At 65.4% G+C, this 22189-nt stretch carries 20 protein-coding genes and 1 pseudogene; 12 read left to right on the forward strand and 9 right to left on the reverse strand.

Features of this window, described 5'->3' with window-relative positions; genetic code table 11:
* Positions 1-41 precede the first annotated feature (41 nt).
* Positions 42-1469: an efflux transporter outer membrane subunit gene (locus tag OX459_RS07880; RefSeq protein ID WP_289904831.1), complete on the forward strand. Its 1428-nt coding sequence runs from the start codon at positions 42-44 to the stop codon at positions 1467-1469.
* Positions 1470-1734: 265 nt separating this feature from the next.
* Positions 1735-2211: a fasciclin domain-containing protein gene (locus OX459_RS07885; protein ID WP_289904832.1), complete on the forward strand. Its 477-nt coding sequence runs from the start codon at positions 1735-1737 to the stop codon at positions 2209-2211.
* A gap of 79 nt (positions 2212-2290) precedes the next feature.
* Here OX459_RS07885 and OX459_RS07890 read toward each other — a convergent pair whose 3' ends face one another.
* The 6 genes from OX459_RS07890 to OX459_RS07915 all read right to left on the reverse strand — a co-directional run bounded on the left by OX459_RS07890 (position 2291) and on the right by OX459_RS07915 (position 5515).
* Complete coding sequence (locus OX459_RS07890) at positions 2291-2557, reverse strand: hypothetical protein (protein ID WP_152257397.1); 267 nt, start codon at positions 2555-2557, stop codon at positions 2291-2293.
* A 55-nt stretch (positions 2558-2612) separates the two neighbouring features.
* Positions 2613-2918: a hypothetical protein gene (locus tag OX459_RS07895; RefSeq protein WP_289904481.1), complete on the reverse strand. Its 306-nt coding sequence runs from the start codon at positions 2916-2918 to the stop codon at positions 2613-2615.
* 115 nt (positions 2919-3033) lie between these two features.
* On the reverse strand, positions 3034-4056 hold the full coding sequence (locus OX459_RS07900; protein WP_289904482.1) for a serine hydrolase: 1023 nt from the start codon (positions 4054-4056) through the stop codon (positions 3034-3036).
* A 206-nt stretch (positions 4057-4262) separates the two neighbouring features.
* A complete protein-coding gene (locus OX459_RS07905) occupies positions 4263-4595 on the reverse strand; it encodes a hypothetical protein (protein WP_289904483.1) in 333 nt (110 codons plus the stop codon).
* A gap of 41 nt (positions 4596-4636) precedes the next feature.
* Positions 4637-4981, reverse strand: coding sequence for a hypothetical protein (locus OX459_RS07910; protein WP_289904484.1), 345 nt, complete (start codon positions 4979-4981; stop codon positions 4637-4639).
* 222 nt (positions 4982-5203) lie between these two features.
* A complete protein-coding gene (locus OX459_RS07915) occupies positions 5204-5515 on the reverse strand; it encodes a hypothetical protein (RefSeq protein WP_099667384.1) in 312 nt (103 codons plus the stop codon).
* A 305-nt stretch (positions 5516-5820) separates the two neighbouring features.
* Here OX459_RS07915 and ligD point away from each other — a divergent pair.
* Positions 5821-6717: pseudogene (gene ligD / locus OX459_RS07920) on the forward strand (non-homologous end-joining DNA ligase); the annotation flags it as partial.
* Here ligD and OX459_RS07925 read toward each other — a convergent pair.
* Together OX459_RS07925 and OX459_RS07930 are read right to left on the reverse strand one after the other, a co-directional pair.
* The gene (locus OX459_RS07925; protein WP_289904486.1) at positions 6701-9019 is read right to left on the reverse strand and encodes a PAS domain S-box protein; all 2319 of its coding nucleotides are present in this window, start codon (positions 9017-9019) and stop codon (positions 6701-6703) included. The pseudogene ligD and the gene OX459_RS07925 overlap by 17 nt on opposite strands.
* Positions 9020-9174: 155 nt before the next feature.
* A complete protein-coding gene (locus OX459_RS07930) occupies positions 9175-10164 on the reverse strand; it encodes an SDR family oxidoreductase (protein WP_289904488.1) in 990 nt (329 codons plus the stop codon).
* 126 nt (positions 10165-10290) lie between these two features.
* Between OX459_RS07930 and OX459_RS07935 the strand changes: the two genes are divergently transcribed.
* The 6 genes from OX459_RS07935 (at position 10291) to OX459_RS07960 (ending at position 13767) form a co-directional block, all read left to right on the forward strand.
* The gene (locus OX459_RS07935) at positions 10291-10860 is read left to right on the forward strand and encodes a TetR/AcrR family transcriptional regulator (protein WP_099667387.1); all 570 of its coding nucleotides are present in this window, start codon (positions 10291-10293) and stop codon (positions 10858-10860) included.
* A 67-nt stretch (positions 10861-10927) separates the two neighbouring features.
* Positions 10928-12580 carry a sulfate permease gene (gene sulP, locus OX459_RS07940; RefSeq protein WP_289904490.1) on the forward strand — a complete coding sequence of 551 codons (1653 nt, stop codon included), beginning with the start codon at positions 10928-10930 and terminating at the stop codon, positions 12578-12580.
* Entirely contained in the window at positions 12577-12966 is a 390-nt protein-coding gene (locus tag OX459_RS07945; protein ID WP_289904491.1) for an Imm1 family immunity protein, read from the forward strand. Before sulP ends, OX459_RS07945 begins: the two co-directional genes overlap by 4 nt.
* Position 12967: 1 nt before the next feature.
* Positions 12968-13240 (forward strand): hypothetical protein, encoded by a 273-nt coding sequence (locus OX459_RS07950; RefSeq protein WP_289904493.1) that lies wholly within the window; start codon positions 12968-12970, stop codon positions 13238-13240.
* On the forward strand, positions 13230-13598 hold the full coding sequence (locus tag OX459_RS07955) for a DUF2750 domain-containing protein (protein ID WP_289904495.1): 369 nt from the start codon (positions 13230-13232) through the stop codon (positions 13596-13598). The genes OX459_RS07950 and OX459_RS07955 overlap by 11 nt, the downstream gene beginning before the upstream one ends.
* A 1-nt stretch (position 13599) precedes the next feature.
* A complete protein-coding gene (locus OX459_RS07960) occupies positions 13600-13767 on the forward strand; it encodes a hypothetical protein (RefSeq protein WP_289904496.1) in 168 nt (55 codons plus the stop codon).
* 4 nt (positions 13768-13771) lie between these two features.
* Here the strand turns inward: OX459_RS07960 and OX459_RS07965 are convergent, their stop codons facing one another.
* Positions 13772-14251, reverse strand: coding sequence for a GNAT family N-acetyltransferase (locus tag OX459_RS07965; RefSeq protein WP_289904497.1), 480 nt, complete (start codon positions 14249-14251; stop codon positions 13772-13774).
* Positions 14252-14511: 260 nt separating this feature from the next.
* On the opposite strand from OX459_RS07965, the gene OX459_RS07970 reads away from it, so the two are divergent.
* The 3 genes from OX459_RS07970 (at position 14512) to OX459_RS07980 (ending at position 22134) form a co-directional block, all read left to right on the forward strand.
* Positions 14512-17574: a PAS domain-containing hybrid sensor histidine kinase/response regulator gene (locus OX459_RS07970; RefSeq protein ID WP_289904498.1), complete on the forward strand. Its 3063-nt coding sequence runs from the start codon at positions 14512-14514 to the stop codon at positions 17572-17574.
* On the forward strand, positions 17571-19736 hold the full coding sequence (locus OX459_RS07975; RefSeq protein ID WP_289904500.1) for an ATP-binding protein: 2166 nt from the start codon (positions 17571-17573) through the stop codon (positions 19734-19736). Before OX459_RS07970 ends, OX459_RS07975 begins: the two co-directional genes overlap by 4 nt.
* Positions 19737-19911: 175 nt before the next feature.
* Positions 19912-22134 carry an EAL domain-containing protein gene (locus OX459_RS07980; RefSeq protein WP_289904501.1) on the forward strand — a complete coding sequence of 741 codons (2223 nt, stop codon included), beginning with the start codon at positions 19912-19914 and terminating at the stop codon, positions 22132-22134.
* Positions 22135-22189 lie beyond the last annotated feature (55 nt).

Here is a 22189-nt window from a genome sequence, read left to right on the forward strand (position 1 = left end):
CCAAGGAAATCATCTGGCGCGTCAAGCCTGTGCTGACCGCCATGGCCGCAGCCGTGCTGCTGGCCGCCTGCGCGGCGCCCGAGTTCAAGCAGCCGCAGATCGAGACGCCGACGGCGTTCAAGGAAGTGCAGACGGCGGCGGACGGCACGCGCTGGAAGCAGGGCGTGCCAGCCGAGCGCCAGGCGCGCGGCGAATGGTGGCTGGCCTTCAATGATCCGGCCCTCACAAGCCTGATCAACGAGGCCACGCAGGCCAATGCCAACCTGGCCGTCGCTGCCGCCCGCGTCAAGCAGGCGAGGGCGATTGCCGGCATCGCCGAAGCGGACCGCATCCCGCAAGTGGGCGTGAACGTGGGCGGCCAGCGCAACCGCGCCTCCGCCGTGTCGCTCGGCTTGCCGAACGGCGCGCCGGTGGCGGCCACGAATGTCTACCAGGCGAATCTGACGGCCAGCTACGAAGTCGATTTGTTCGGCCGGGTGGCATCGAATGTCAGCGCCTCGCGCAGCGATGCGCTGGCCGTGGAAGCGACCTATCGCTCGGTGCTGCTGTCCTTGCAGGCCGACGTGGCGCAAACCTACTTCCAGCTGCGCGCCACGGATGCGGAACTGGCGACCCTGGAGCAGACGGTGCGCCTGCGCGAGGAAAGCGTGCATGTGAACCAGCGCCGCTATGACCTGGGCGACATCGGCGAATTCGACCTGTCCCGTGCCCGCACGGAACTGTCGACCACGCGCGCCGAAGCCATCGGCCTGCAGCGCCAGCGCGCGACCAGCGAACATGCGCTGGCCGTCCTGCTGGGTAAACCGGCCGCCAGCTTCACGGCGACCGTCAACCCGCTGCAGGACAGCGGCTTCCTGCCCGTGATCCCGGCCGGCATGCCGTCGTCCCTGCTGGAGCGCCGTCCCGACATCGCGTCGGCGCAGCGCACCATGGAAGCGTCGAATGCGCGCATCGGCGTGGCGAAATCGGCCATGTTCCCCGCGTTGACCTTGAACGCTTCCGGTGGCGGTGCGTCCGATACGTTCTCGGACATCTTCAAGTGGAGCAGCCGCTCCTGGCTGCTGGGCGCCCTGATGTCGATGCCCATCATCGATGGCGGACGCAATAAAGCTGCCGTGAGCCGCAGCGAAGCGCAGCTGGAAGAGTCGGTGGCGACGTATCGCCAGAGCGTGCTGGTGGCGTTCGCCGAGGTGGAAGACAACCTGGCCGGCCTGCGCATCCTGTCGGGCCAGACGCAGCAGATCGACGAAGCCGTCGTCTCGGCGCGCCGCTCGGCCGACCTGGCGCAAAAGCTGTACGACGCGGGCCGTTCCAGCTACCTCGATCTGCTGGACGCACAGCGCAACCTGGCGGCCATCGAGCGCAATGCCGTGCAATTGCGCGGCAACCGCGCCGTCACCACGGTGGCGCTGATCCGCGCCCTGGGCGGCGGCTGGGGCGAGACGGAGCCGCAGGTGGCGGCCAACTGATTTCCGGCACCGCGGGCTGGCATGTCCGGCCCGCGGCAAGGAAAACATCGTCAAAACGGCGTCGTGCGCTTGCATGGCGCCGTTTTTTTGTTTTCAGCGAGTTGAATCCGTTTGCGGCAAGGCCGCGTAAGTACTCCTGCAATCACGCAAACGCAGTCATCCAGGAGATACCATCATGCGCACCTTTATTCCCGCAGCACTGTTTGTCACCGCCTTTACTTCCCTGCTGGCCGCCAGCGCACCGTTTGCCGCCGACATGACGACCATGGTGGGTGGCCAGAGCATGTATCCCAGCAAGGACATCGTCGACAACGCCGTCAATTCGGCCGACCACACGACCCTGGTCGCTGCCGTCAAGGCGGCCGGCCTGGTCGATACCTTGAAAGGCAAGGGCCCGTTCACCGTGTTCGCGCCGACGAATGCGGCCTTCGGCAAGCTGCCGGCCGGTACCGTCGACACTCTGGTGAAACCGGAAAACAAGGCGACCCTGACGAAAATCCTCACCTACCACGTGGTACCGGGCAAATACGACTTCAAGGCGCTGGCGAAGGAGATCAAGATGCATGATGGGAAGGCGACCCTTTCCACGGCCAGCGGGGGCAAGCTGATGTTCGCCATGAACGGCATGCACAACATCGTCGTGATGGACGAGGGCGGCAATAGCGCCAACATCAGCACCTATGATGTGTATCAATCGAATGGCGTGATCAATGTCATTGACACGGTCTTGATGCCGAAATAAGCGGACGAAAGAGAGTACGAAATAGCGGACGAAAAAAAAGACAGGGAAAACCCTGTCTTTTTTGCCTGCATGGCGCCGATTACTTGGCTGGCGCTGCTGCTGGTGCGGAAGCTGCCGCTGCGGCCGGAGCTGCTGGCGTTGCCGGTGCTGCTTTCTTCGCCTTGTGATGCTTGGCTTTCTTGTGCGCGGCCGGTTTGACGGCGGCTGGCGCTTCAGCCTTGGCTGCTGGTGCGACGGCGGCGGCAGAAGCTGCTGGAGCGGCCGGTGCTGCAGGTGCGGCTGGCGTCTGGGCGAAAGCGGCGGTGGCGAACAGGCTGGCGATCAGGGTGGCGATAACTTTTTTCATGATGAAATCCTATAAGGTAATGGTGCGAATAAAAATCGGGTGCTGATGGACTGGATTACTTGCTTGCTGCAGGCGCTGCTTCAGCGGTGGCCGACGCCAGTTTGGCATCTGCCTTGGCCTTGGTTTTTTTCGCAGTGTGATGCGCCTTGGCCTTGGTGGTGGCAGCTTCCGTTTTTGCGCTGGCGACTTCCGTTTTCGCGGCGACGACAGCTTTCGCTTCCTTGGCGTCAGCCTTGACGACGGCCTTGGTGTGGGCTGCTTCCACTTTGGCGGGAACCGAGGCTGCGGGAGCTGCTGGCGTTTGAGCAAAGGCAGCGGTTGCGAACAGGCCGGCGATCAGGGTAGCAATTACTTTTTTCATGGTGCAGTCCTCAGTGGTGGTTTGTCTGGTATGTCTGTTGGTGCCGGGATGATTCCCGTGTCACTGAGCATAAAACGCGCCCCCGGACGCTTGCGTTGACGGTCATTACAATCGCTTACATCTGCGTGGCATCCGCGGCCAAAATGGCTTTCAGGATGTCTTCCGAACGGCGCTGCCCGTAGCCCTTGCCGTATGCGCTCGATGCGATGCTCACCACCATGCGGCGCGCCGGTATCACGTAGATCTTGTTGCCGCCATTGCCCGAGGCGAAATGCACGGCGATCTTTTTCCCGGCCACGTCCTGCGTCTTCGCGTACCAGAAATAGCCGTAGCTGTCGGCATAGCGGTCGACGGCGCCGATGGCCACGCGCGGCGCCAGCGCTGCCTTGAGCCAGGCGGCGTCGATCACTCTCTTGCCGTCAAATACGCCGTCGTCCAGCACCATCTGGCCGATTTTTGCCGTATCGCGCGCGCGCAGCGACAGGTTGCCCTGGCCTTTAGGGTGGCGTGCCACGTCGCGGCCCCAGCTCCAGCGCGTGATGCCCAGCGGCGCGAATAGCGCCTTGGCGGCGTAGTCTTCCAGGTCGGCACCGCTGGCGTTTTCCACCACGCGCCCGGCAATGTACGAACCCAGCGAGTTGTAGCGGTAGATGCTGCCCGGCTTTGTTGCGGCCGGCACGCCGCGCACGAAGGCGGCGGGGTCGGGCGCTGCATCGAGCTTGTCTTCATTGCCGGGCGAGTGTTCGTCTTCATCGAAGGCGGCCAGGCCCGAACGCATGGTCAGCAAGTCGTCGAGGACGACCTTGCCCGCCGGGCTGGCAGCGACTTCGGGCCAGTAGCCGCCCACCGTTTTTGTTGTCGCCAGCTGGCCGCGCGCCACGGCCGCACCGACCAGCAGCGCGGTGATGCTCTTGCCAGCCGAGCGGATGTCGTGCAGGGTGTCGGCCGTCTCGCCGTTGTAATAGCGCTCGGCGACGATGGCCCCGTCGCGCAGCACGACGACGGCGCGCAAGTCGTCATGGCTGTCGCCATCCTGGGCTTGCAGGACTTGATCGAGGGTGGCGGGGGCGCTGTCCTGCGCCAGGACAGGGCATGACAGGAAGAGGGCACTCAATAGTGAAAACGGCAGGCGGCGCATGGACAGCTCTCGTGGCGATGGTCGGATTGCCAGTGTCGCCCAATTGCGCCGTTTTGTCGCGCGCAAGCTGGCCTGTTCGATGAAGTTTGCGTGAAGGCGCGCCGGACGAGCGCCATGCAAAAAAGGACAGCCGAAGCTGTCCCTGGTACTGGAAGTGGCCACGCAAGCGCAGACCCGGCGGATGCGCTTGCGTGGCTACATTTGGCTTACTTTGCCGGTGTGGCAGCAACTGCGGCGTCCGCTTTTGCCGCATCCGCTTTTACCTTGGCTTTGCCGGCCTTGTGATGGGCCTTGGCCTTGGTGGCTTTGGCGTCGGCCTTGGCGCTGGCGACATCGGCTTTCGCATCGGCTGCGACGACCGCTTCCTTGGCGTCCGCTTTCACGACAGCCTTGGTTTCCTTGGCCTCTGCCTTGGCGACGGCTTTCGTGTGGGCCGCTTCCGCCTTGGCGGGAACCGACGCTGCCGGGGCGGCAGGGGTTTGGGCGAAGGCTGCGGTAGCGAACAGGCCGGCGATGAGGGTAGCGATAACTTTTTTCATTTTATTTTCCTGGCAAGTGGTAAGTGATGGTGTGTCGATGATTACTTGGTGGCTGCTGGCGCTGGTACAGATGCTGGCGCTGCAGCGGTGGCCGAAGCCAGTTTTGCGTCGGCCTTGGCCTTGGTTTTCTTGGCTTTGTGGTGCGCCTTGGCCTTGGTGGCAGTTGCTTCCGTTTTTGCGCTGGCCACTTCCGTTTTCGCGGCGACGACGGCTTTCGCTTCTTTTGCATCCGCTTTCACGACGGCTTGCGCTTCCTTGGCGTCGGCTTTGACGACAGCCTTGGTGTGCGCCGCTTCCACTTTGGCGGGGACCGACGCTGCCGGGGTTTGGGCAAAGGCTGCGGTAGCGAACAGGCCGGCGATCAGGGTAACAATTGCTTTTTTCATGGTGCAGTCCTCTGTGGTGGTTTGTCTGGTATGTCTGTCGGTGCCGGGATGATTCCCGTGTCACTGAGCAGAAAACGCGCCCCGAAAGGTTATGGTTGACCTTGTTTACACTTTCTTACAATCAGGTGATTTAAGCGACGTTCATTGAAGAAGGCGGTATGAAAATGCAAAAAGACAGCCGAAGCTGTCTTTTTGTGTGGCGCTGAAAATGCGCGGAGGGAATTACTTGGCTGCTGCTGCGGTCGCTTCAGTCTTGGCTTCGTCAGCCTTGGCTTTGGCTTTTTTCGCTTTGTGATGGGCTTTTGCCTTGGTGGCGGCTGCGTCGGCCTTGGCGCTGGCGACATCGGCCTTGGCATCGGCGGCGACGACTGCTTCTTTAGCATCGGCTTTGACTACGGCTTTGGTTTCCTTGGCTTCTGCTTTTGCCACTTCCTTGGTGTGCTTGGCTTCGGCCTTGGCAGGCACGGCTGGCGTTTGAGCAAAGGCTGCGGTAGCGAACAAGCCGGCGATCAGAGTAGCGATTACTTTTTTCATGGTGCAGTTCCTCGAGAAGTGGGGTTGTAGTTCAGGAGATGCATTTCCCCTGTCACTGAGCCAAAAACGCGCCGCACGGCAATCGCGTTGACAACGATTTGATCTAATTACAAACACTTACATTTGCCGGGGCGGGCGCTCTGTTAGCTGGCGTACCGCGCCAGGTGCCGCGGCGGCCTAGACTCAAGGCCACGCGCCGTTCCGGGGACGGTGTCAAGCTCAAATGCGGGCTGCGCCAGGAATTCGACACCGGCGGCGGCCCGATCGACAGGGAGAAGACGATGCAGAACACCTCCACGCCGGACGGCGCCTTGCCGGCCAGTTTCAGGGTCAGCCATGCGGACCGGGTCATCGACAGGGACAGCGGCGCCAGGAAGATCGATCTGGTGCGCTATTACGCGCTGGTGGGCAGGCTGATGCTCGTGCACCTGCGCAGCCGGCCCGTGTCGCTCGTGCGCGCGCCGGCCGGCGTGGGCGGCGAGTTGTTCTTCCAGAAACATGCGGAGTCGTCGGCCATGCCCGGCGTCAAGCAGCTCGATGCCCGGCTGGACCCCGGGCACCCGCCCATGCTGGCAGTGGCCAGCCTGCAAGGCTTGCTGGCGGCGGCGCAGTGGAATGTGGTGGAGTTTCACACGCAAAATGCGCTGGCCAGCGCCTACGACACGCCGAACCGCCTGGTGTTCGACCTGGACCCGGGCAAGGGCGTGGCCTGGCCAGCCATCCGGGAAGCGGCCGTGCTGCTGCGGGCCTTTTTGACGCAGCTGGGCTTGCCCGCGTTCCTGAAAACCAGCGGCGGCAAGGGCTTGCACGTCGTCGTGCCGATCCGCCCGCAACACGACTGGGAGACGGTGAAGGCGTTTTCGCAAGCCATCGTGGCGCACATGGCGCAGCACATCCCGGCGCGTTTTGTCGTCAAGAGCGGTCCCGCCAACCGGGTCGGCAAGATTTTCATCGATTATTTGCGCAATGGCCGGGGCGCCACCACCGTGTGCGCCTGGTCGGCCCGCACGCGTTCCGGGCTGGGCATTTCCGTGCCGCTGGCCTGGGATGAGCTCGACAAGCTGAAAGCGGGCGACCAATGGAACGTGGGCAATGTCCACAGCCGCCTCGACGTGGGCAACGCGCCGTGGAATGGCTATGCGCGCAGCGCGAAGGGACTCGATGCGGCGATGAAAAAGCTGGCCTTCAGTCCTCTTGCCTGAACGGCAGGACGGCGCGCGCCAGCTGCAGCGCTTCCTCGATGGCCGCGTTGAGCAGGGTGATTTCGACGGGCTTGGTCAGGTAGCGGAAAAAGCCCGCGGCCAGGCCATGCCGGATATCGCCCTTCATGGCATTCGCCGTCAGGGCGATGACGGGGATGTGTGCCGTGCGCGTATCGTTGCGCAGGATGCGCTGCGCCTGGTTGCCATTCATGCCGGGCAGGTTGATATCCATCAAGATCACGTCGGGGCGGCGTTCCAGCGCCAGCGCGATGCCCTGGCGGGCGTCGGTGGCCGAAATCAAGCGCAGGTGGGGCAGGAAGCTGACGATGTCTTCCACCAGGCGCAGGCTGGCCGGATTGTCTTCCACGTACAGCAGCAGCGCCTGGCCGCCGGCATCGTCCCCGGCATCGACGGCATCGCCGGCGGCTACGGGCAGGCATTCCGTTTCCGCCTGCCCGGCGGGCGGCGCAGTCATCGTATCGAGTTCGATCCAGAACACGCTGCCCACGCCGAGGCAGCTGTGCACGCCCATGTTGCCGCCCATTAGCTCCACCAGGCGCTTGGTGACGACCAGGCCGATGCCCGTGCCTTCCTCGCTGCCCGCCTCCTGTCCCAGGCGGTTAAACGGCTGGAACAGCTCGGCCATCTGCGCGTCGTCCAGTCCCTTGCCCGTGTCGCGGATGGCGATGCGCACGCGTTGCGCCTCGGGCTGCGAGACTTCCAGCTCCACCTTGCCGGCCGGACGGTTGTACTTGATGGCGTTTGACAGCAGGTTCAGCAGCACTTGCTTGAGGCGCGTATGGTCGGCCCTGAGCGTCAGCGCCTCGCAGGCTGGAAACACCAGGTGAATCTGGCGCTGCTGCGCCTGTTCTTCCACCATCACGCGCACTTCCTCGATCAGCGCGGGCAGCGTCACCGCTTCCATCGACAGGCTCAGACTGCCTGATTCGATCTTCGCCAGGTCGAGGATTTCATTGATCAGGGTGAGCAGGTGGCGGCCCGAGGTGACGATGTTTTGCACGAAGGTGCGCTTTTGCAGCGCGGTCGCGGGCAGGGCTTCATTGGCCAGCAGCTGGGCGAAACCGAGGATGGCGTTCAGCGGCGTGCGCAGTTCATGCGACATGCTGGTGAGAAAGCGGTCCTTCGCCTGGCTGGCCCGTTCCAGCTCGATTTTCTGTTCGTTCAGCGTGCGCTCGATGCGCTTGCGTTCCGTGATGTCGCGGATGGCCGACGAAACCAGCATGCCTTCCTCCGTTTCCAGCGGCGACAGGCTGATTTCGACGGGAAACTCGGTGCCGTCGCGGCGCAAGCCGTACAGTTCCAGGCCCGCGCCCATGGAGCGGGCGCGCGGCGCCGTGGAAAAGGCCTGGCGGTGGCGCGGATGGTCGGTCGCGTAGCGGGCCGGGATCAGCACTTCCACATTGCGCCCGAGCAACTCCGCGCGCGAGTAGCCGAACAGGCGTTCCGTTTGCGAGTTGACGAGCACGATCTCGCCATCGCCGTTGACGATGACGATGGCGTCCGGCGCCGATTCGAGCAAGCCGCGGAACTTTTGCTCGGCCCGGCGGCGGTCGCTGACATCGCGGATGGCGCTGATGACGAAGGTGCCGATTTCCGTCTGGATGGGCGACAGGCTGATTTCCACGGGGAATTCGACGTTGTCCTTGCGCAAGCCCAGCAATTCCAGGTCGGCGCCCATGGTGCGCGTGCGCGGCTGGTCGAAATAGCGCGCGCGGTGCCCCACGTGCGCATGGCGCAGGCGCTGCGGCAGCAGGCTATCGATTTGCCTGCCGCTCAATTCGCCTTCTTCATAGCCGAACAGGTGTTGCGCCTGCTGGTTGGCCAGCACGATGGCGCCCGTCGCATTGACCATGATGACGCTGTCCGGCGTCGACTCGAACAGCACGCGGTAGCGCGCGTCGACGAACTGGGCGTCGCGCGCCGCCTTCAGCAAGGTCGTGTCCTTCATGGTGGAAATCAGGTAGCGGGGGCCGTCCGGCGCGGCTTGTGCGGCCTGGCAAGCCACGTCGACGTAGATGAGTTCGCCATCCTTGCGCCGCCGCAGCGATTCGCGGTCGTAGCTGCCGTGCAGGGCCAGCTGTTCGGCGATCAGCGGGCCAGCCTCGGCCTGTCCCGGCAGCGAGATCAGTTCCCACAGCGTGCGGCCCAGCGTTTCGTCGCTGGCATAGCCGAAAATGCGCTGCGCCCCGGCCGTCCAGCGCACGACGACATGGTCTTCGTTCGTGATGACAACGCCGCCAGGGGCGCCGCTGAGGATAAGCTGATCTAACTCGGCATCCATTTTTCCGTACGCATGACAGGGCTTGCCGGGTGGCAGGCTGTGTGCATAACGTAGCGAGAAGCCTGCTCAAAGTCAATGCATTTATCTTCCTGGCGATGCGCCCGCAGCGGGTGCGTGGTTCAGGCCGTCTTGCGCAAGTTCCCGCGCGCCATCGCTCAATCCCCTGCGCTGCCGGTGACGGGCAGGACGATGCCGCTGATGTAGCTGGAACAGGCGGGCGAGGCCAGGAAGACGTAGGCGGGCGACAGTTCCTCGGGCTGGGCCGGGCGGCGCATGTCCGTGTCCGCGCCGAATTGCCGGATGTCCTCGGGCGACTTGTCGGCCGGGTTGAGCGGCGTCCACACGGGGCCGGGCGCGATGGCGTTGACGCGGATGCCCTTGTCCATCAAGTTGCCGGCCAGCGCCATGGTAAATGCGTGGATGGCGCCCTTGGTGGTGGAATAGTCGAGCAAGTGCTTCGAGCCGCGCAAGCCCGTCACGGAGCCCGTGTTGATGATGGACGCACCGCGCTGCAAGTGGGGCAGCACGGCCTTGGCCATGTGAAAGTAGCCGTAGACATTGGTTTTCATGGTGAGGTCGAAGCGTTCCTCGCTCAGCTCCAGCAGCGATTCGGCGTGTTCCTGGAAGGCGGCGTTATTGACCAGCACGTCGATATGGCTGAACTTGTCCAATACCTGGCTGACGGCTTGCTGGCAAAAGCCCTGGTCGCGCACGTCGCCGGCAATCAACAGGCAGCTCTGGCCTTCCGCTTCCACGTAGCGCTTGGTTTCGTGGGCGTCCGCGTGCTCGTTCAAGTAAATGATGGCGACATCGGCCCCTTCGCGCGCATACAGCACGGCCACGGCGCGGCCGATGCCCGAATCGCCGCCCGTGACGATGGCCACCATGCCGGCCAGCTTGCCGCTGCCGCAGTAGTCGGGGGCCAGGAAACGGGGTTGCAGCTGCATCTGCCCTTCGACGCCCGGCTTGTCCAGGTGCTGGGCGGGCAGGGGAGGCGCCGGCTGGCTGCGGCTGCCCGTCTGCACGGGGGATTTGCTGTCGCGTTTGTCTTGCCTGGCGGCATCGGGCTGTTTATCTTTCTGATCTTGCTCCTGCTGGATGCTGCGCTGCAAATTGCCGGCGGACTGGTCCTTGTTCTCGTTCATGCTGGCCTCCCTGGAAACGACTATCCAGTATCGGCGCGGCACCCGCATCGAACGGTGCGCTTGCTAACAGAGTGGCGCAAACGGGTGCAAAGTTATATGATGGTTGACATAAATGTGGGAGGCAGCATGAAAGTGAGCAGGGAGCAGGCGGCGCTGAACCGCGAGCGCATCGTGGAGGTGGCGGCAAGGTTGTTCCGCGAAAAGGGCTATGACGGCATCGGCGTGGCCGACCTGATGAAGAACGCGGGCCTCACGCATGGCGGCTTCTATGGCCATTTCGCGTCCAAGGAAGACTTGATGATCGAGGCGTGCCAGCATGCCTTGAATAAGTCGCTGGAAGGTTGGCGGGCGAAGGTCGCCAGCGACCCGCAGCGGGCGCTGCCGGCGATTATCGACAACTACCTCACCCCGAAACACCGCGACCAGCCCGGCGGCGGCTGCCCGGCGGCGGCCATGGGCGTCGACGTGGCGCGCATGTCGCCCGGCGCGCGTCCCGCGTTTACCCAGGCCACGCAGCAGCAGTTCGCCTTGCTGCAGGGCTTGCTGCCCGACGGCGCGCCGGAAGAGCAGCGCCAGCAGGCCATCGCCACGTTTGCCGCCATGGTGGGCGCCATGGTGCTGGCCCGTTCCGTCGATGACGAGTCCCTGTCGGGGGAAATCCTCGACGCCGTGAAGGCGCAATTGCTGCAAGACTGATCCCGTGCCCCCTGTCAGCCGGCCTCGTCGCATGATAGGCTTCGGTTTTCAGATTTCGGGATCATTCATGCTGCTCTGGCTCAGGCAATACCGGCGTCCTCTGTTGGCCGGAGACATCACCGCCGGTATCGTGGTCGCCATGATGATGGTGCCGCAAGGCATGGCTTACGCGTTGGTGGCCGGCTTGCCGCCCGTGGTGGGCATCTACGCCAGCATTTTGCCGCCCGTGCTGTACGCCCTGGTCGGCAGCAGCATGACACAATCCGTGGGGCCCATGGCCATCGTTTCCCTGATGACGGCCGCCGCCCTGGCGCCGCTGGCCGACCCCGGCTCCTCCCTGTATATCGTGCTGGCCGCCCAGCTGGCTTTCATCAGCGGCCTCGTCCTGCTGCTGTGCGGCGTGCTGCGCCTGGGCTTCATGGCCAGTTTCCTGTCGCGCCCCGTGATCAGCGGTTTCAGCAATGGCGCCGCGATATTGATCATCTGGGGCCAGATCACGCCCTTGCTGGGGGCGACGCTTCCCCACTGGCATGCGCCCAGCCTCGTGCTTGGGCTGTCCGGCCTGCTGTTCCTGTGGCTGGCCAAGCGGTACGCGTCGCGCCTGCTGCGGCGCTGCGGCCTGAACCAGGTGGCGGCCGACGTAGGCGCGCGCCTGGCGCCGATGGCGCTGGTGCTGGCCGGCATCGCGCTCGTTGCCTATGGCGGCCTGGAAGCGATGGGCGTGCAGACGACGGGCCACGTGCCCAGCGGCTTGCCGGGCCTGAACCTGGCGACCTCGAGCGCCCATTGGCGCACTTTGCTGTCGCCAGCGCTCTTGATCGCCTTCATCATCTTCCTGATGAGCATGTCCGCCGCACAGACCCTGGCGCAAAAACGGGGCGAAAAGCTGCATACCAACCGCGAACTGCTGGGCCTGGGCGCGGCCAACGTGGCCAGCGCGCTGTCAGGCGGTTTCCCCGTCACGGGCTCGATTTCGCGCTCGGCCGTCAATTTCCAGGCGGGCGCCAACACGCCGCTGGCCAGCATCATCACGGCCGGCTTGCTGGCGCTGGCGCTGGTGGCGCCCACGGGCTGGCTGGCCCTGCTGCCGCTGCCCGTGCTGGCGGCCACCATCATCTTTGCCGTGTCCAGCCTGCTGGACTGGGACACCTTGAAACTGTCGTGGCGCTACGACCGCAGCGATGCGCTGGCCCTGCTGGCGACGACGGCCGGTGTGCTGGTGCTGGGCGTGGAAGCAGGCGTGGTGATCGGCGTGCTGTTGTCGATGGGCACCCTGATCTGGCGCGCCAGCCGCCCGCACATCGCCGTGCTGGGGCGTATCCCGAACAGTGAGCACTTCCGCAACGTGGAGCGCTATGAAGCGCAAACTCTGCCGGACGTCTTGCTGTTACGCATAGATGCGGGCTTGTTCTTCGGCAATGTCGAGGCCGTGACGGAGAGGGTGGAAGACGAATTGCGCGGCCACCCGACGGCGCGCCACCTGGTGCTGGTGCTGTCAGCCGTCAACCAGATCGACAGCACGGCCTTGCTGGGCTTGATTGAACTCAATAGCGCGCTGGCCAAGCGCGGCATCAGCCTGAACCTGGCAGAAGTGAAGGGCCCCGTGATGGACCGTTTGCGCCAGAGCAGTTTATTGAAAGACTTGAGCGGCAAGCTGTACCTGAGCACGGCGCTGGCGACAAACGATTTGAGCGGGAAAAAGAGTGGAGAACCGGCATGACGATGGAATTGAATCTGCATGGCGAACCGCGCGCCGTTGACACCATCGCTGCGCTGGAACAGGCGCTGCAGGAGGCGCGAACTCTGGCCCAGTGCGAACTGTGGCTGACCCTGGCCGCGGATGCGGAACAGGGCCCGGCCCTGTGCATGCTGCGCAATGGCGGCAACGCCTGGCTGATGTATCTGTCGGGGCAAGACGATCTCAGTTACCACTCGCTGGGCGACGAGGAGGCGGACGGCGGCTGCAGCTACCTGTTGGCCAATGGCCAGGTGGACGAGTATCCGGAAGCGTGGTGCGTGGAGGTGGAAGAATGCCAGCACGCCTTCGTCGCATTCTTCAAGACAGCCGGGGCGCGGCCGGCCGCCATCGCGTGGGAGGCCGATTGAGATGCCGCAAACCATCATCGCCGACATCGACAAGGACTTGCTGGCCGCGCTGGACGCCAGGGCAGGGTTATTGACGCTGCGCGCCATCCTGTTGCGCTACCGCGCCAGCGGCGTGACGGCGCAGCAAGTGGCCGGCTTGCTGCAGGAATTGCGTTCCGCCACACAAGAGGGGCCGCTGGAAGACGTGATACTGGACGCCCTCGACATGGTGACAGGCTGGTGCACGCCGCAGCTGCGGGTATGGGACGAGGCAGGAGGCGAGCATGCATCCTGACAAGTTCAAACAGGTGGCGGGGCTACAGTCCGCCGAGCGCCATGCCTACTTTGTGCGCAAGGTAGCCGATACGCAAGAAGTGTGGGGTTTGCACCATGACGGCTGGGCCACGGCGCAGCTTGACGGCAAGGTGGCGATACCGTTCTGGCCGGAAGCGGCATTCGCGCAAGCGTGCGCCAGCGGCGACTGGGAACATTTCCAGGCGCGCGCCATCGGGCTCGATGATTTTCTGGCTAAATGGCTGCCCGGCATGGCGGAGAATAAACAGTTGGCTTTCGTGTTTCCCGTGCCGCAAGGCAGCGCCAGCATCGCGGCGCCGGGCGACTTGCTGGCCGACCTGCGAGAGGAAGCCAGATAATATGAATAATCAGGAAGAGCGCCTGGACGCCTGGTATGACGGCTCGGCCATCTGCCTGATCGCCGTCGGCGCGCAAGGCGACCCGCTGGACCTGGGCGGCGATGAAGTGCGCGCGCTGATCGCGAAACTGCAGCAATGCCTGGCCGAGTCCGAAGCCGGCCAAGACTGAAGGCTCAGGCGGCCGCCAGCGCCTTTTCCATCGCCACGCTGGCCAGGCTGATGCCGCTGGGGTGCGCATACGCTTCCTCTCGCAAGGAAATAAACCCTGCGGCCCGGTAAAACGGCACGGCATTGAGCGATGCGGACAGGTGCAGACGCGCAATGCCGCGCCCGCGCGCCAGTTGCTCCAGCGCCGCCAGCAGCCGCTTGCCGATGCCGAGTCCCGCGCGCGCCGGATCGACGAACACGGCCTCCACTTCCTGCTTGTCCGCATCGAGCATGGCGTAGCCAGCGATGGTTTCGTTCTGCATCGCCACGACGCCGCCACCCGCGGCCAGCATGGCGGCATACGCCGGCGGCACAGGTGTAGCCGTCCACGCAGTAATTTGCTCCGGCGCATAATGCGTGGCGCAACTGACCCGCACGGCCACCGTGCGCAGGGCCCACAGGGCGTCGATATCGGAATCAAGGGCGGGGCGCAGGGTGATGGTCATGGACGCTTTCCGGGCAAAAGACCATGCTAGCGCAATGTCTGGCAGCACGCCAGCAAGAGTTCATGCCGCGCTCAGCCAGCAGATGACCGGCGGCGCCTGGGTCATATAGAAAGACATGGCAATCACCAAAAGATTGCCCTAAGGAATAGACTTGCCCCTGCAGTTGACGTTATCATGTTTTTGTAAGTGTCGGTGGCTGAGCAGTCAGCGCATAGTTGAAACATGGTGACAGGCGGGGGTGAGCATGGGCATGGCGAAGGATGCGTGAGGTGCCTGGCGGCGGGCTGGGCAGGGCAGCGGTGCGCCGCTGTGGCTGCGCATTGCTGCTGGTATGCTGTGTTGCCGCGGCCCCTGCCGCCGTGCCGGCCGCGACGCCGGCCTCGGCGGCGCCGCACCAGGGGCAGCGCGTGCTGTTCCTCAACGCTTACGATTACGGCCGCGCCGGCGTGGAATCGTACACGCGCACCTATGTGGCCGCCATGGCCGCCGCGGGCCTGGCCAGCGAAGACATCATGGTCGAGCACCTGAACCTGAATACCCAGGGCGACCCGGCGCTGCGCAATGAGATGCGCGATTTGTTGCTTTTAAGATACACCAAGATGATGGGCCGCAAGGCCGACCTGATCATCGCCATGCAGCAGCCGGCGCTCGATTTGTTGCTGTCGGACCTGGCGCCGCTGGCGCGCGGCGTGCCCGTGCTGGCGATCAATACCTCGGGCAAGGCCTTGCCGGCCGGCAGTCCGTCTTCCATCTGGCAGCAAAAGGCGAACGTCGATTTTGCCGGCACGCTGGCGCAAGCCATGGCGCTGTTCCCGGAGACCAAGACCATCGTCATGGCCGTCGGCGCCAGCGAGGCCGACCAGGCCCTGAAGCGCAACATGCAGCAGGCGGCGCAGGCGTGGCAGGGCAAGGTGGCCATGCGCTACCTCGATGACCTGACCCTGGAACAGATGCGCGCGGCCGTGGCGCGCTTGCCCGCCGATACGCTGCTGGTGGCGGGCAATGTCAACCGCGACGTGGACGGCAATATCGCCACGCCGGTGCAGTTTGCGGCCCAGCTGGCGCGGCTGGCCAATGTGCCCGCCTTTGGCATGTATAACGCGACGGTCGGCAAGGGCATCCTGGGCGGCTCCATCCTGCACATCGAGCGGGCCGCGCAGCAGGTGGCGCAGATGTCGCTGGCCGTGTTGGCCGGCAAGGCGCCTGCCGCGCCGGGCGCCTTGCTGCCGCCGGCGCACCCGGTGCCCATGTATGACTGGGAACAGCTGCAGCGCTGGGATGCGGATATCAGCCGGCTGCCGCCGCACACCCTGTTCTTCAACCGTCCGCCGCAGCTGTGGCACGAGCACCGCGTCGCCGTGCTGTCGGCCGGCGCCGTATTTCTCGCCATGGCGTGCATGCTGAGCGCCTTGCTGCTGCAGCGCCGCCGCCTGCGCCGCGCCGAGAGCGATGCGCGCGAAAGCGAGCAGCGCTTCCGCATCCTCGTCGAGCATGCGCCCGAAGCCATCGTCGTGTATGACCTGGACCTGGACCGCTTCATCGACGCCAACAGCAGCGCGCAGCGCATGCTGGGGATGTCGCGCGAAGCGCTGCTGGCGCGCGGGCCGTTCGACCTGTACACGGGCGAGCAGCCCGATGGCCTGCCGCTGGGACTGATGATGGAAGAGCATCTGCGCCGCGCCATGCTGGGGGAACCGATCCTGGTCGAGCGCAATGTGCGGCGCGCCGACGGCAGCATCTTTCCCTGCGAAGTGCGGCTGGTGCGCCTGCCGATGGAAGGGCGGCGCCTGGTGCGCAGCGGCATCGTCGACATTTCCGAGCGCAAGCACAGCGAGCAGGAACTGCTCGGCTACCGCGACCACCTGGAAGAGCTGGTGCAGCAGCGCACGGCGGCCCTGTCGGTGGCCGTCACCGAGGCCGAATCGGCGAACCGCGCGAAAAGCGTCTTCCTGGCCAACATGAGCCACGAATTGCGTACGCCCTTGAATTCCGTGATCGGCTTTTCGCAGATGATGGCCGATTCGAGCAGCATGTTCGAGGAAGAAAAGCATAACCTGGCCATCATCAACCGCGCCGGCCATCATTTGTTGACCTTGATCAACGATATCCTGGAATTGTCGAAAATCGAGGCGGGCCGCATGCAGCTGCAAGCGGGGCCCGTGGACTTGAACGGCTTGCTCGACGAGGTGCTCGAGATGGTGCGCATGCGCTCCGGCGACCAGGGCATCGCGCTGCGGCTGGAGCGTTCCGGCGTGCCGCCGCTGGTGCGCCTCGACGGCGCCAAGCTGCGCCAGGTGCTGCTCAATTTGCTGTCGAACGCGCTCAAGTTCATCGAGCAGGGCAGCGTGACCCTGTCGCTGGCCTGCCAGGCAGACAAGGATGGGCAAGTGGCGCTGGCGTTTGCCGTGCGCGATACGGGCAGCGGCATCGCGCAAGAGGACCTGGAACGCATCTTCGAACCGTTCGTGCAGGCCGACAGCGCCGTGGCGCAGGCCGGCACGGGACTGGGGCTGACCATTTCGCGCGAATTCGTGCGCCTGATGGGCGGCGAGCTGCGCGTCGAGTCGACCTTGGGGGCCGGCTCCGTGTTCCACTTCGACTTGCGCGCGCCCTGCGTGCAGTGCCCTGCCGCTGCACCGCTGGCGCCGGGCCGCGTGGCGCGCCTGTCGGCGGGCCAGCGCGGGCGTACGGTGCTGCTGGTCGACGATGACGACAACTGCCGCAAGCTGCTGGCTGGCTTGCTGGCGCCGCTGGGCTTCCAGCTGCAGGAGGCGGCGGGCGGCGTGCAGGCGCAAGCCATGCTGGCGGCGCAGCGCTACGACATGGTGCTCAGCGACTGGCGCATGCCGGACATGGATGGCCTGGCGCTGACGCGCTGGCTGCGCGCGCAGCCGGCGCTGGTGCAGCCGCGCCTGGTGATCATGACCGCCTCCGCCTTCGAGGAAGAAAAGCAGGAGGCGCTGGCCGCCGGCGCCGACGGCTTCCTGCGCAAGCCGATCGAACAGGAACACCTGTTCGCCATGCTGGAGCAGCAACTGGGCGTGCGCTTCCAGCGCACCGCCGCCGCGCCGCCGCGCGTGCCGGCGGCCGCCTTCGACCTGCAGCAGGCGCTGGGCCAGCTGGGCGCGGCCGAACGGCAGGCGCTGCTCGAATCCGTGCGGGCCCTCGATTTGCGGCGCAGCGCCATCGTGCTGGCCGGCGTGGCGACCAGCCTGCCGCAGCTGGCCGCGCACATCGCCGCCATGCTGGAACAGCACCAGTACCAGCCGCTGTGCGCCTTGCTGGCGCAGCTGGCCAGCGAACCGCAGGGCGAAGACGCATGACGGTTCACGCATCCAAGGGCGCGCGCCTGGGCGGCGTCTCCATCGTGCTGGCCGTCAGCGTGGCGCTGACCTTTGTCGTCACTGCGCTGCTGCTGGTGTTTGCCGTGCTGTTTTACCAGTCCGAACGCGAGCAGCGCTGGCAGCAGCTGCACCGCAGCCTGGCCCTGAGCGCCGACCAGCTGGCCGTGGCTATCGAACTGCCCTTGTGGAATCTCGATGAAAAGCAGATGCAGGCCATCATGCGCAGCACGCTGGGCAAGCGCGACCTGGTGGCCAGCTCCCTGACGCCGGGCATCGGCAAGGAAGCGCTGGTCCTGCGCCGCACGGCGACCGGCGCCATCGGCAGTTTCTCCTCGCTGTCCGCGGAACCCGGCTGGCTGGTGCAGCGGCGCCCCGTGACGATGGGCGGGCAAGTCATCGGCAACGTGGCCGTGTATGCGACGCCGGCCCTGCTGCACGCGCAGCTGCGGCAACGCGCGCTGGGCATCGGCGCCATGATCGTGGCGCTCGACGTGATCCTGGTGGCCAGCATCTGGCTGCTCATGTGGTGTCTGATGCTCAAGCCCCTGAAGGCGATCGGCCAGTATGCGGCCGGCGTCCAGGCAGGGCAGAGCGAAGCGGCCGGCACGCCGCCGAAAGCGTGGTTCCTGGGCGAGCTGCGCACGCTGTACCGTTCCATCCGCGACATGGTGGCGCTGCTCGACAGCCGCTACCGCGCCTTGCAGCGCAGCGAGGAGCGCGTGCAGATGGCCACCGGCGCGGCCAGCATCGGCATCTGGGACTGGAACGTCATCAACGATGCCTTGCAGTGGGACGAGCAGATGTATGCGCAGTTCAAGGCCGATGCGGACAGCGCGATGGCGCCGGCGGCGATCTGGCGCGCGGCCCTGATGCCGGACGACGTGCCGGCGGCCAAGGAGGCCCTGCGCGCCGCGCTGGGCGCCGGCCAGGCCTTCACGCACGAGTACCGCATCCTGTGGCCCGATGGCGCCATCCGATACATCAAGGCCGATGCCGTGATCTTCCGCGACGGGCAGGGGCGGCCCATGCGCCTGGTGGGTTCGAACTACGACATCACGGCGCACCGCGAGGCCGAACTGGAACTGCTGCGCCACCGCCATCACCTGGAAGAACTGGTGGCCGAGCGCACGAGCGCCCTGTCGGTGGCCGTCAGCCAGGCGCAGGCGGCGAACCGCGCCAAGAGCACCTTCCTGGCGAACATGAGCCACGAACTGCGCACGCCCTTGAATTCCGTGATCGGCTTTTCGCGCCTGATGGCCGCCTCGCCGAACATGCAGGACGATGAAAAGCGCAACCTGGCCATCATCCACCGCTCCGGCAATCACTTATTGACGTTGATCAATGAAATCCTCGAACTGTCGAAGGGCGAGGCGGGGCGCCTGCACGCGCAGACGGCCGTGGTGGCGCTGGCGCCCCTGCTGCAGGAAGTGATGGACATGCTGGGCATGCGCGCCGAGCAGCAGGGGCTGGCCTTGCGCCTCGATTGCGCCGATGTGCCGGCGGCCGTGCTGCTTGACGCGACGCGTTTGCGCCAGGTGCTGCTGAACCTGATGTCGAACGCCGTCAAGTTTGCCGGCGGCGGCGAGGTCGCCTTGCGCGTGCGCGGCGAGCGGCGCGATGACGCCACGTGGCGCCTGTCGTTCGCCGTCAGCGACACGGGCATCGGCATCGCCCCGGAAGACCAGCAGCGCATCTTCGAGCCTTTCGTGCAGGCCGACAGCGCGGGACCGAAGGATGGCACGGGCCTGGGCCTGGCCATCTCGCGCGAATTCGTGCAATTGATGAAAGGCGAACTGACGGTGGAATCCATGCCGGGGCAGGGCGCCACCTTCCGTTTCAGCATACCCGCGCAGGCGGCCGAGGCACCCGTGGCGGCGCCCGTGCCGCTGCCCGTGGCGCCGGCGCCCGAGGCGCCGCCGGCATTGCGGGCGCAAGACTTGCTGCTGCTGGCCGGGGAAGAGCGCGCCGCCTTGCTGGTGGCGCTGCGCGAATTGAACCTGGCCAGGGTGGCCCTGCTGCTGGGCGCCTTGCCGCCGGCGGCCGCGCCCGTGCTGGCGCCGCTGCAGGCGATGCTTGACCAGCATCAATACCGTCAGCTGTGCGACTTGCTGGAGAATGAGGGCGCGCTGGCGCACGCTTGAAAAGTGTGGGCTGACAACATCGGATTCGCTGAAAAGACGGACTAAGTGCCGCCGATGGATGGTGCTAAATTGCAATAAAGATTATGATGATAGTACGTAGTTCATCGCAAAGAAATGTCTTGTCCAGCGCGGCAACGGACCGCCGCGCCTCATCCAAAGCTGAGAGAACTGCTACATGCACCGCGATTTTTCGGAAGTGAATTCGAAGGGCGAAGTACTGATCGTTGAAGATACGCCGGCTTCGCTGAAGCTGTTGAGCGATTTGCTGGGCGGCGCCGGCTATGCGGTGCGCCAGGCGCCGAACGGCGAACTGGCCCTGTGGACGGCCCAGGCGCGCCCGCCCGAGCTGATCCTGCTCGATGTGCGCATGCCCGGCCTCGACGGCTTTGAAGTGTGCCGCCGCCTGAAGGAAATACCGTCCCTGCGCCAGGTGCCGGTGATCTTCCTGTCGGCCCAGTACGACACGGACGACAAGGTGCGCGGCTTCGCGCTGGGCGCCGTCGATTTCATCGCCAAACCCTTCCAGGCCGAGGAAATCCTGGCCCGCACGGACGCCCACGTGCGCCTGGCGCGGGCGCAGCTGCAGCTGGCGCAGGAGCGCGCCAACCTGGAACGGCGCGTGGCCGAACGCACGGCCGAACTGGAGCAGGTGGCCAGCACGCTGGCGCGCGAAGTGCAGATCCGCCGCGCCAATGAAGAATTGCTGCGCCTGTCGGGCCAGGTCTTCGAAGCGACGCAGGACGCCATCCTGATCACCGATCCGGCCGGCGTCATCGTCACGGCCAATCCCGCCTTTACGCGCATCACCGGCTACGCGGCGCAGGAAGTGGTGGGCACGGACATTTTGCGCCTGCACGCCGAATACACGGGCGAGGCCGTGCTGCTGGCCCTGCGCCAGGGCTTGCGCAGCAGCGGCTGCTGGTCGGGCGAGGTGCAGACGCGGCGCAGGAGCGGCGACACCTATCCCTGCCTGCTTAGCGTCTCCACCGTGCACGGCCCCGACGGCGCCGTCGTCAACTACATCGGCGTCTTCCTCGACATCAGCGAGCGCAAGGCCGAGCAGCATCTGATCGATTTCCTCTCCTACCACGACGCGTTGACGGGCTTGCCGAACCGCGTGCTGCTGCGCGAGCGCTTCGAACAGGCGCGCGCGAACGCCCTGCGCGACAGCCAGCAGGTGGTGCTGATGTGCCTGGATCTGGACCGCTTCAAGAACATCAACGATTCGCACGGCCAGGCCGTGGGCGACAAGGCGCTGCAAGTGGTGGCGCGTTTCCTGTCCGGCTGCGTGCGCGAAGGCGACACGGTGGTACGCCAGGGCGGCGACGAATTCCAGATCCTGCTGCAGGACGATGCCCTGCTGGGGCGCACGCTTGCGCTGGCGCAAACCATCCTGGCCGGCTTGCGCGAGGAACTCAGCGTCGATGGCGAGCGCCTGGCGCTGACGACCAGCATCGGCATCGCCATGTGTCCGGCCGATGGCGACAGCCTCGACGACGTGCTGCGCCACGCCGACACGGCCCTCGTGCGCGCCAAGGAAATGGGGCGCGACCATTACGCCTTCTTCACGGAGCGCATGGGCAGCGACATCCGCGCCCGCCTGGCGATGCAGCAGCAGCTGCGCGGCGCCATCGGCCGCGATGAATTCGAAGTGCACTACCAGCCGCAGATGTGCTTGCGCACGGGCGCCTTGCTGGGCGCGGAAGCCTTGCTGCGCTGGGATAACCCGGTGCTGGGCAAGGTGCCGCCCGGCCTGTTCATCGCGCTGGCCGAGGAATATGGCTCGATCACGGCCATCGGCGAATGGGTGCTCGAAAGCGTCTGTGCGCAAATCCGCGCCTGGCACGACGCGGGCCTGGGCAGCATCAAGGTGGCCGTCAACCTGTCCGGCAAGCAGTTCGCGCAAGACCGCACGGTGCCGTTCGTCGAGGCGGCCTTGCGCAAATACGCCATCGCGCCCGCCTGCCTGGGCATCGAAATCACGGAAAGCACGGTGATGGGCGACCCGGACAAGGCCGTGGCGGCCCTCACGCGCCTGAAGGATATCGGCGTGGGCATTTCGCTCGACGACTTCGGCACCGGCTATTCCAGCCTGGGCTACCTGAAACGCTTCCCCATCGACGTGCTGAAGATCGACAAATCGTTCGTCGACGACGTCACCACCAGCAGCAGCGATGCGGCCATCGCCCGTTCCGTCATTTCGCTGGCGCATAACCTGGACATGCGCGTCATCGCCGAAGGCGTGGAAACGCGCGCACAGGTGGATTTTTTGACGGAGCACGGCTGCGACGAAATGCAGGGCTATTATTTCAGCCGCCCCCTGGCCGCGGAAGCCTTCACGGCGCTGCTGCGCGAACGGCGCGTGCTGACGGTGGCGCCGGCAGCCGTGTCGGCATAAGAGCACCCCGCGCCGCGCCTGCACTGTAATTGCACTGATATGGTGCGGGCGCCGC

Origin of the sequence: Janthinobacterium sp. SUN026, assembly GCF_030397625.1 — a bacterium.
GTDB lineage: Bacteria > Pseudomonadota > Gammaproteobacteria > Burkholderiales > Burkholderiaceae_D > Janthinobacterium > Janthinobacterium kumbetense.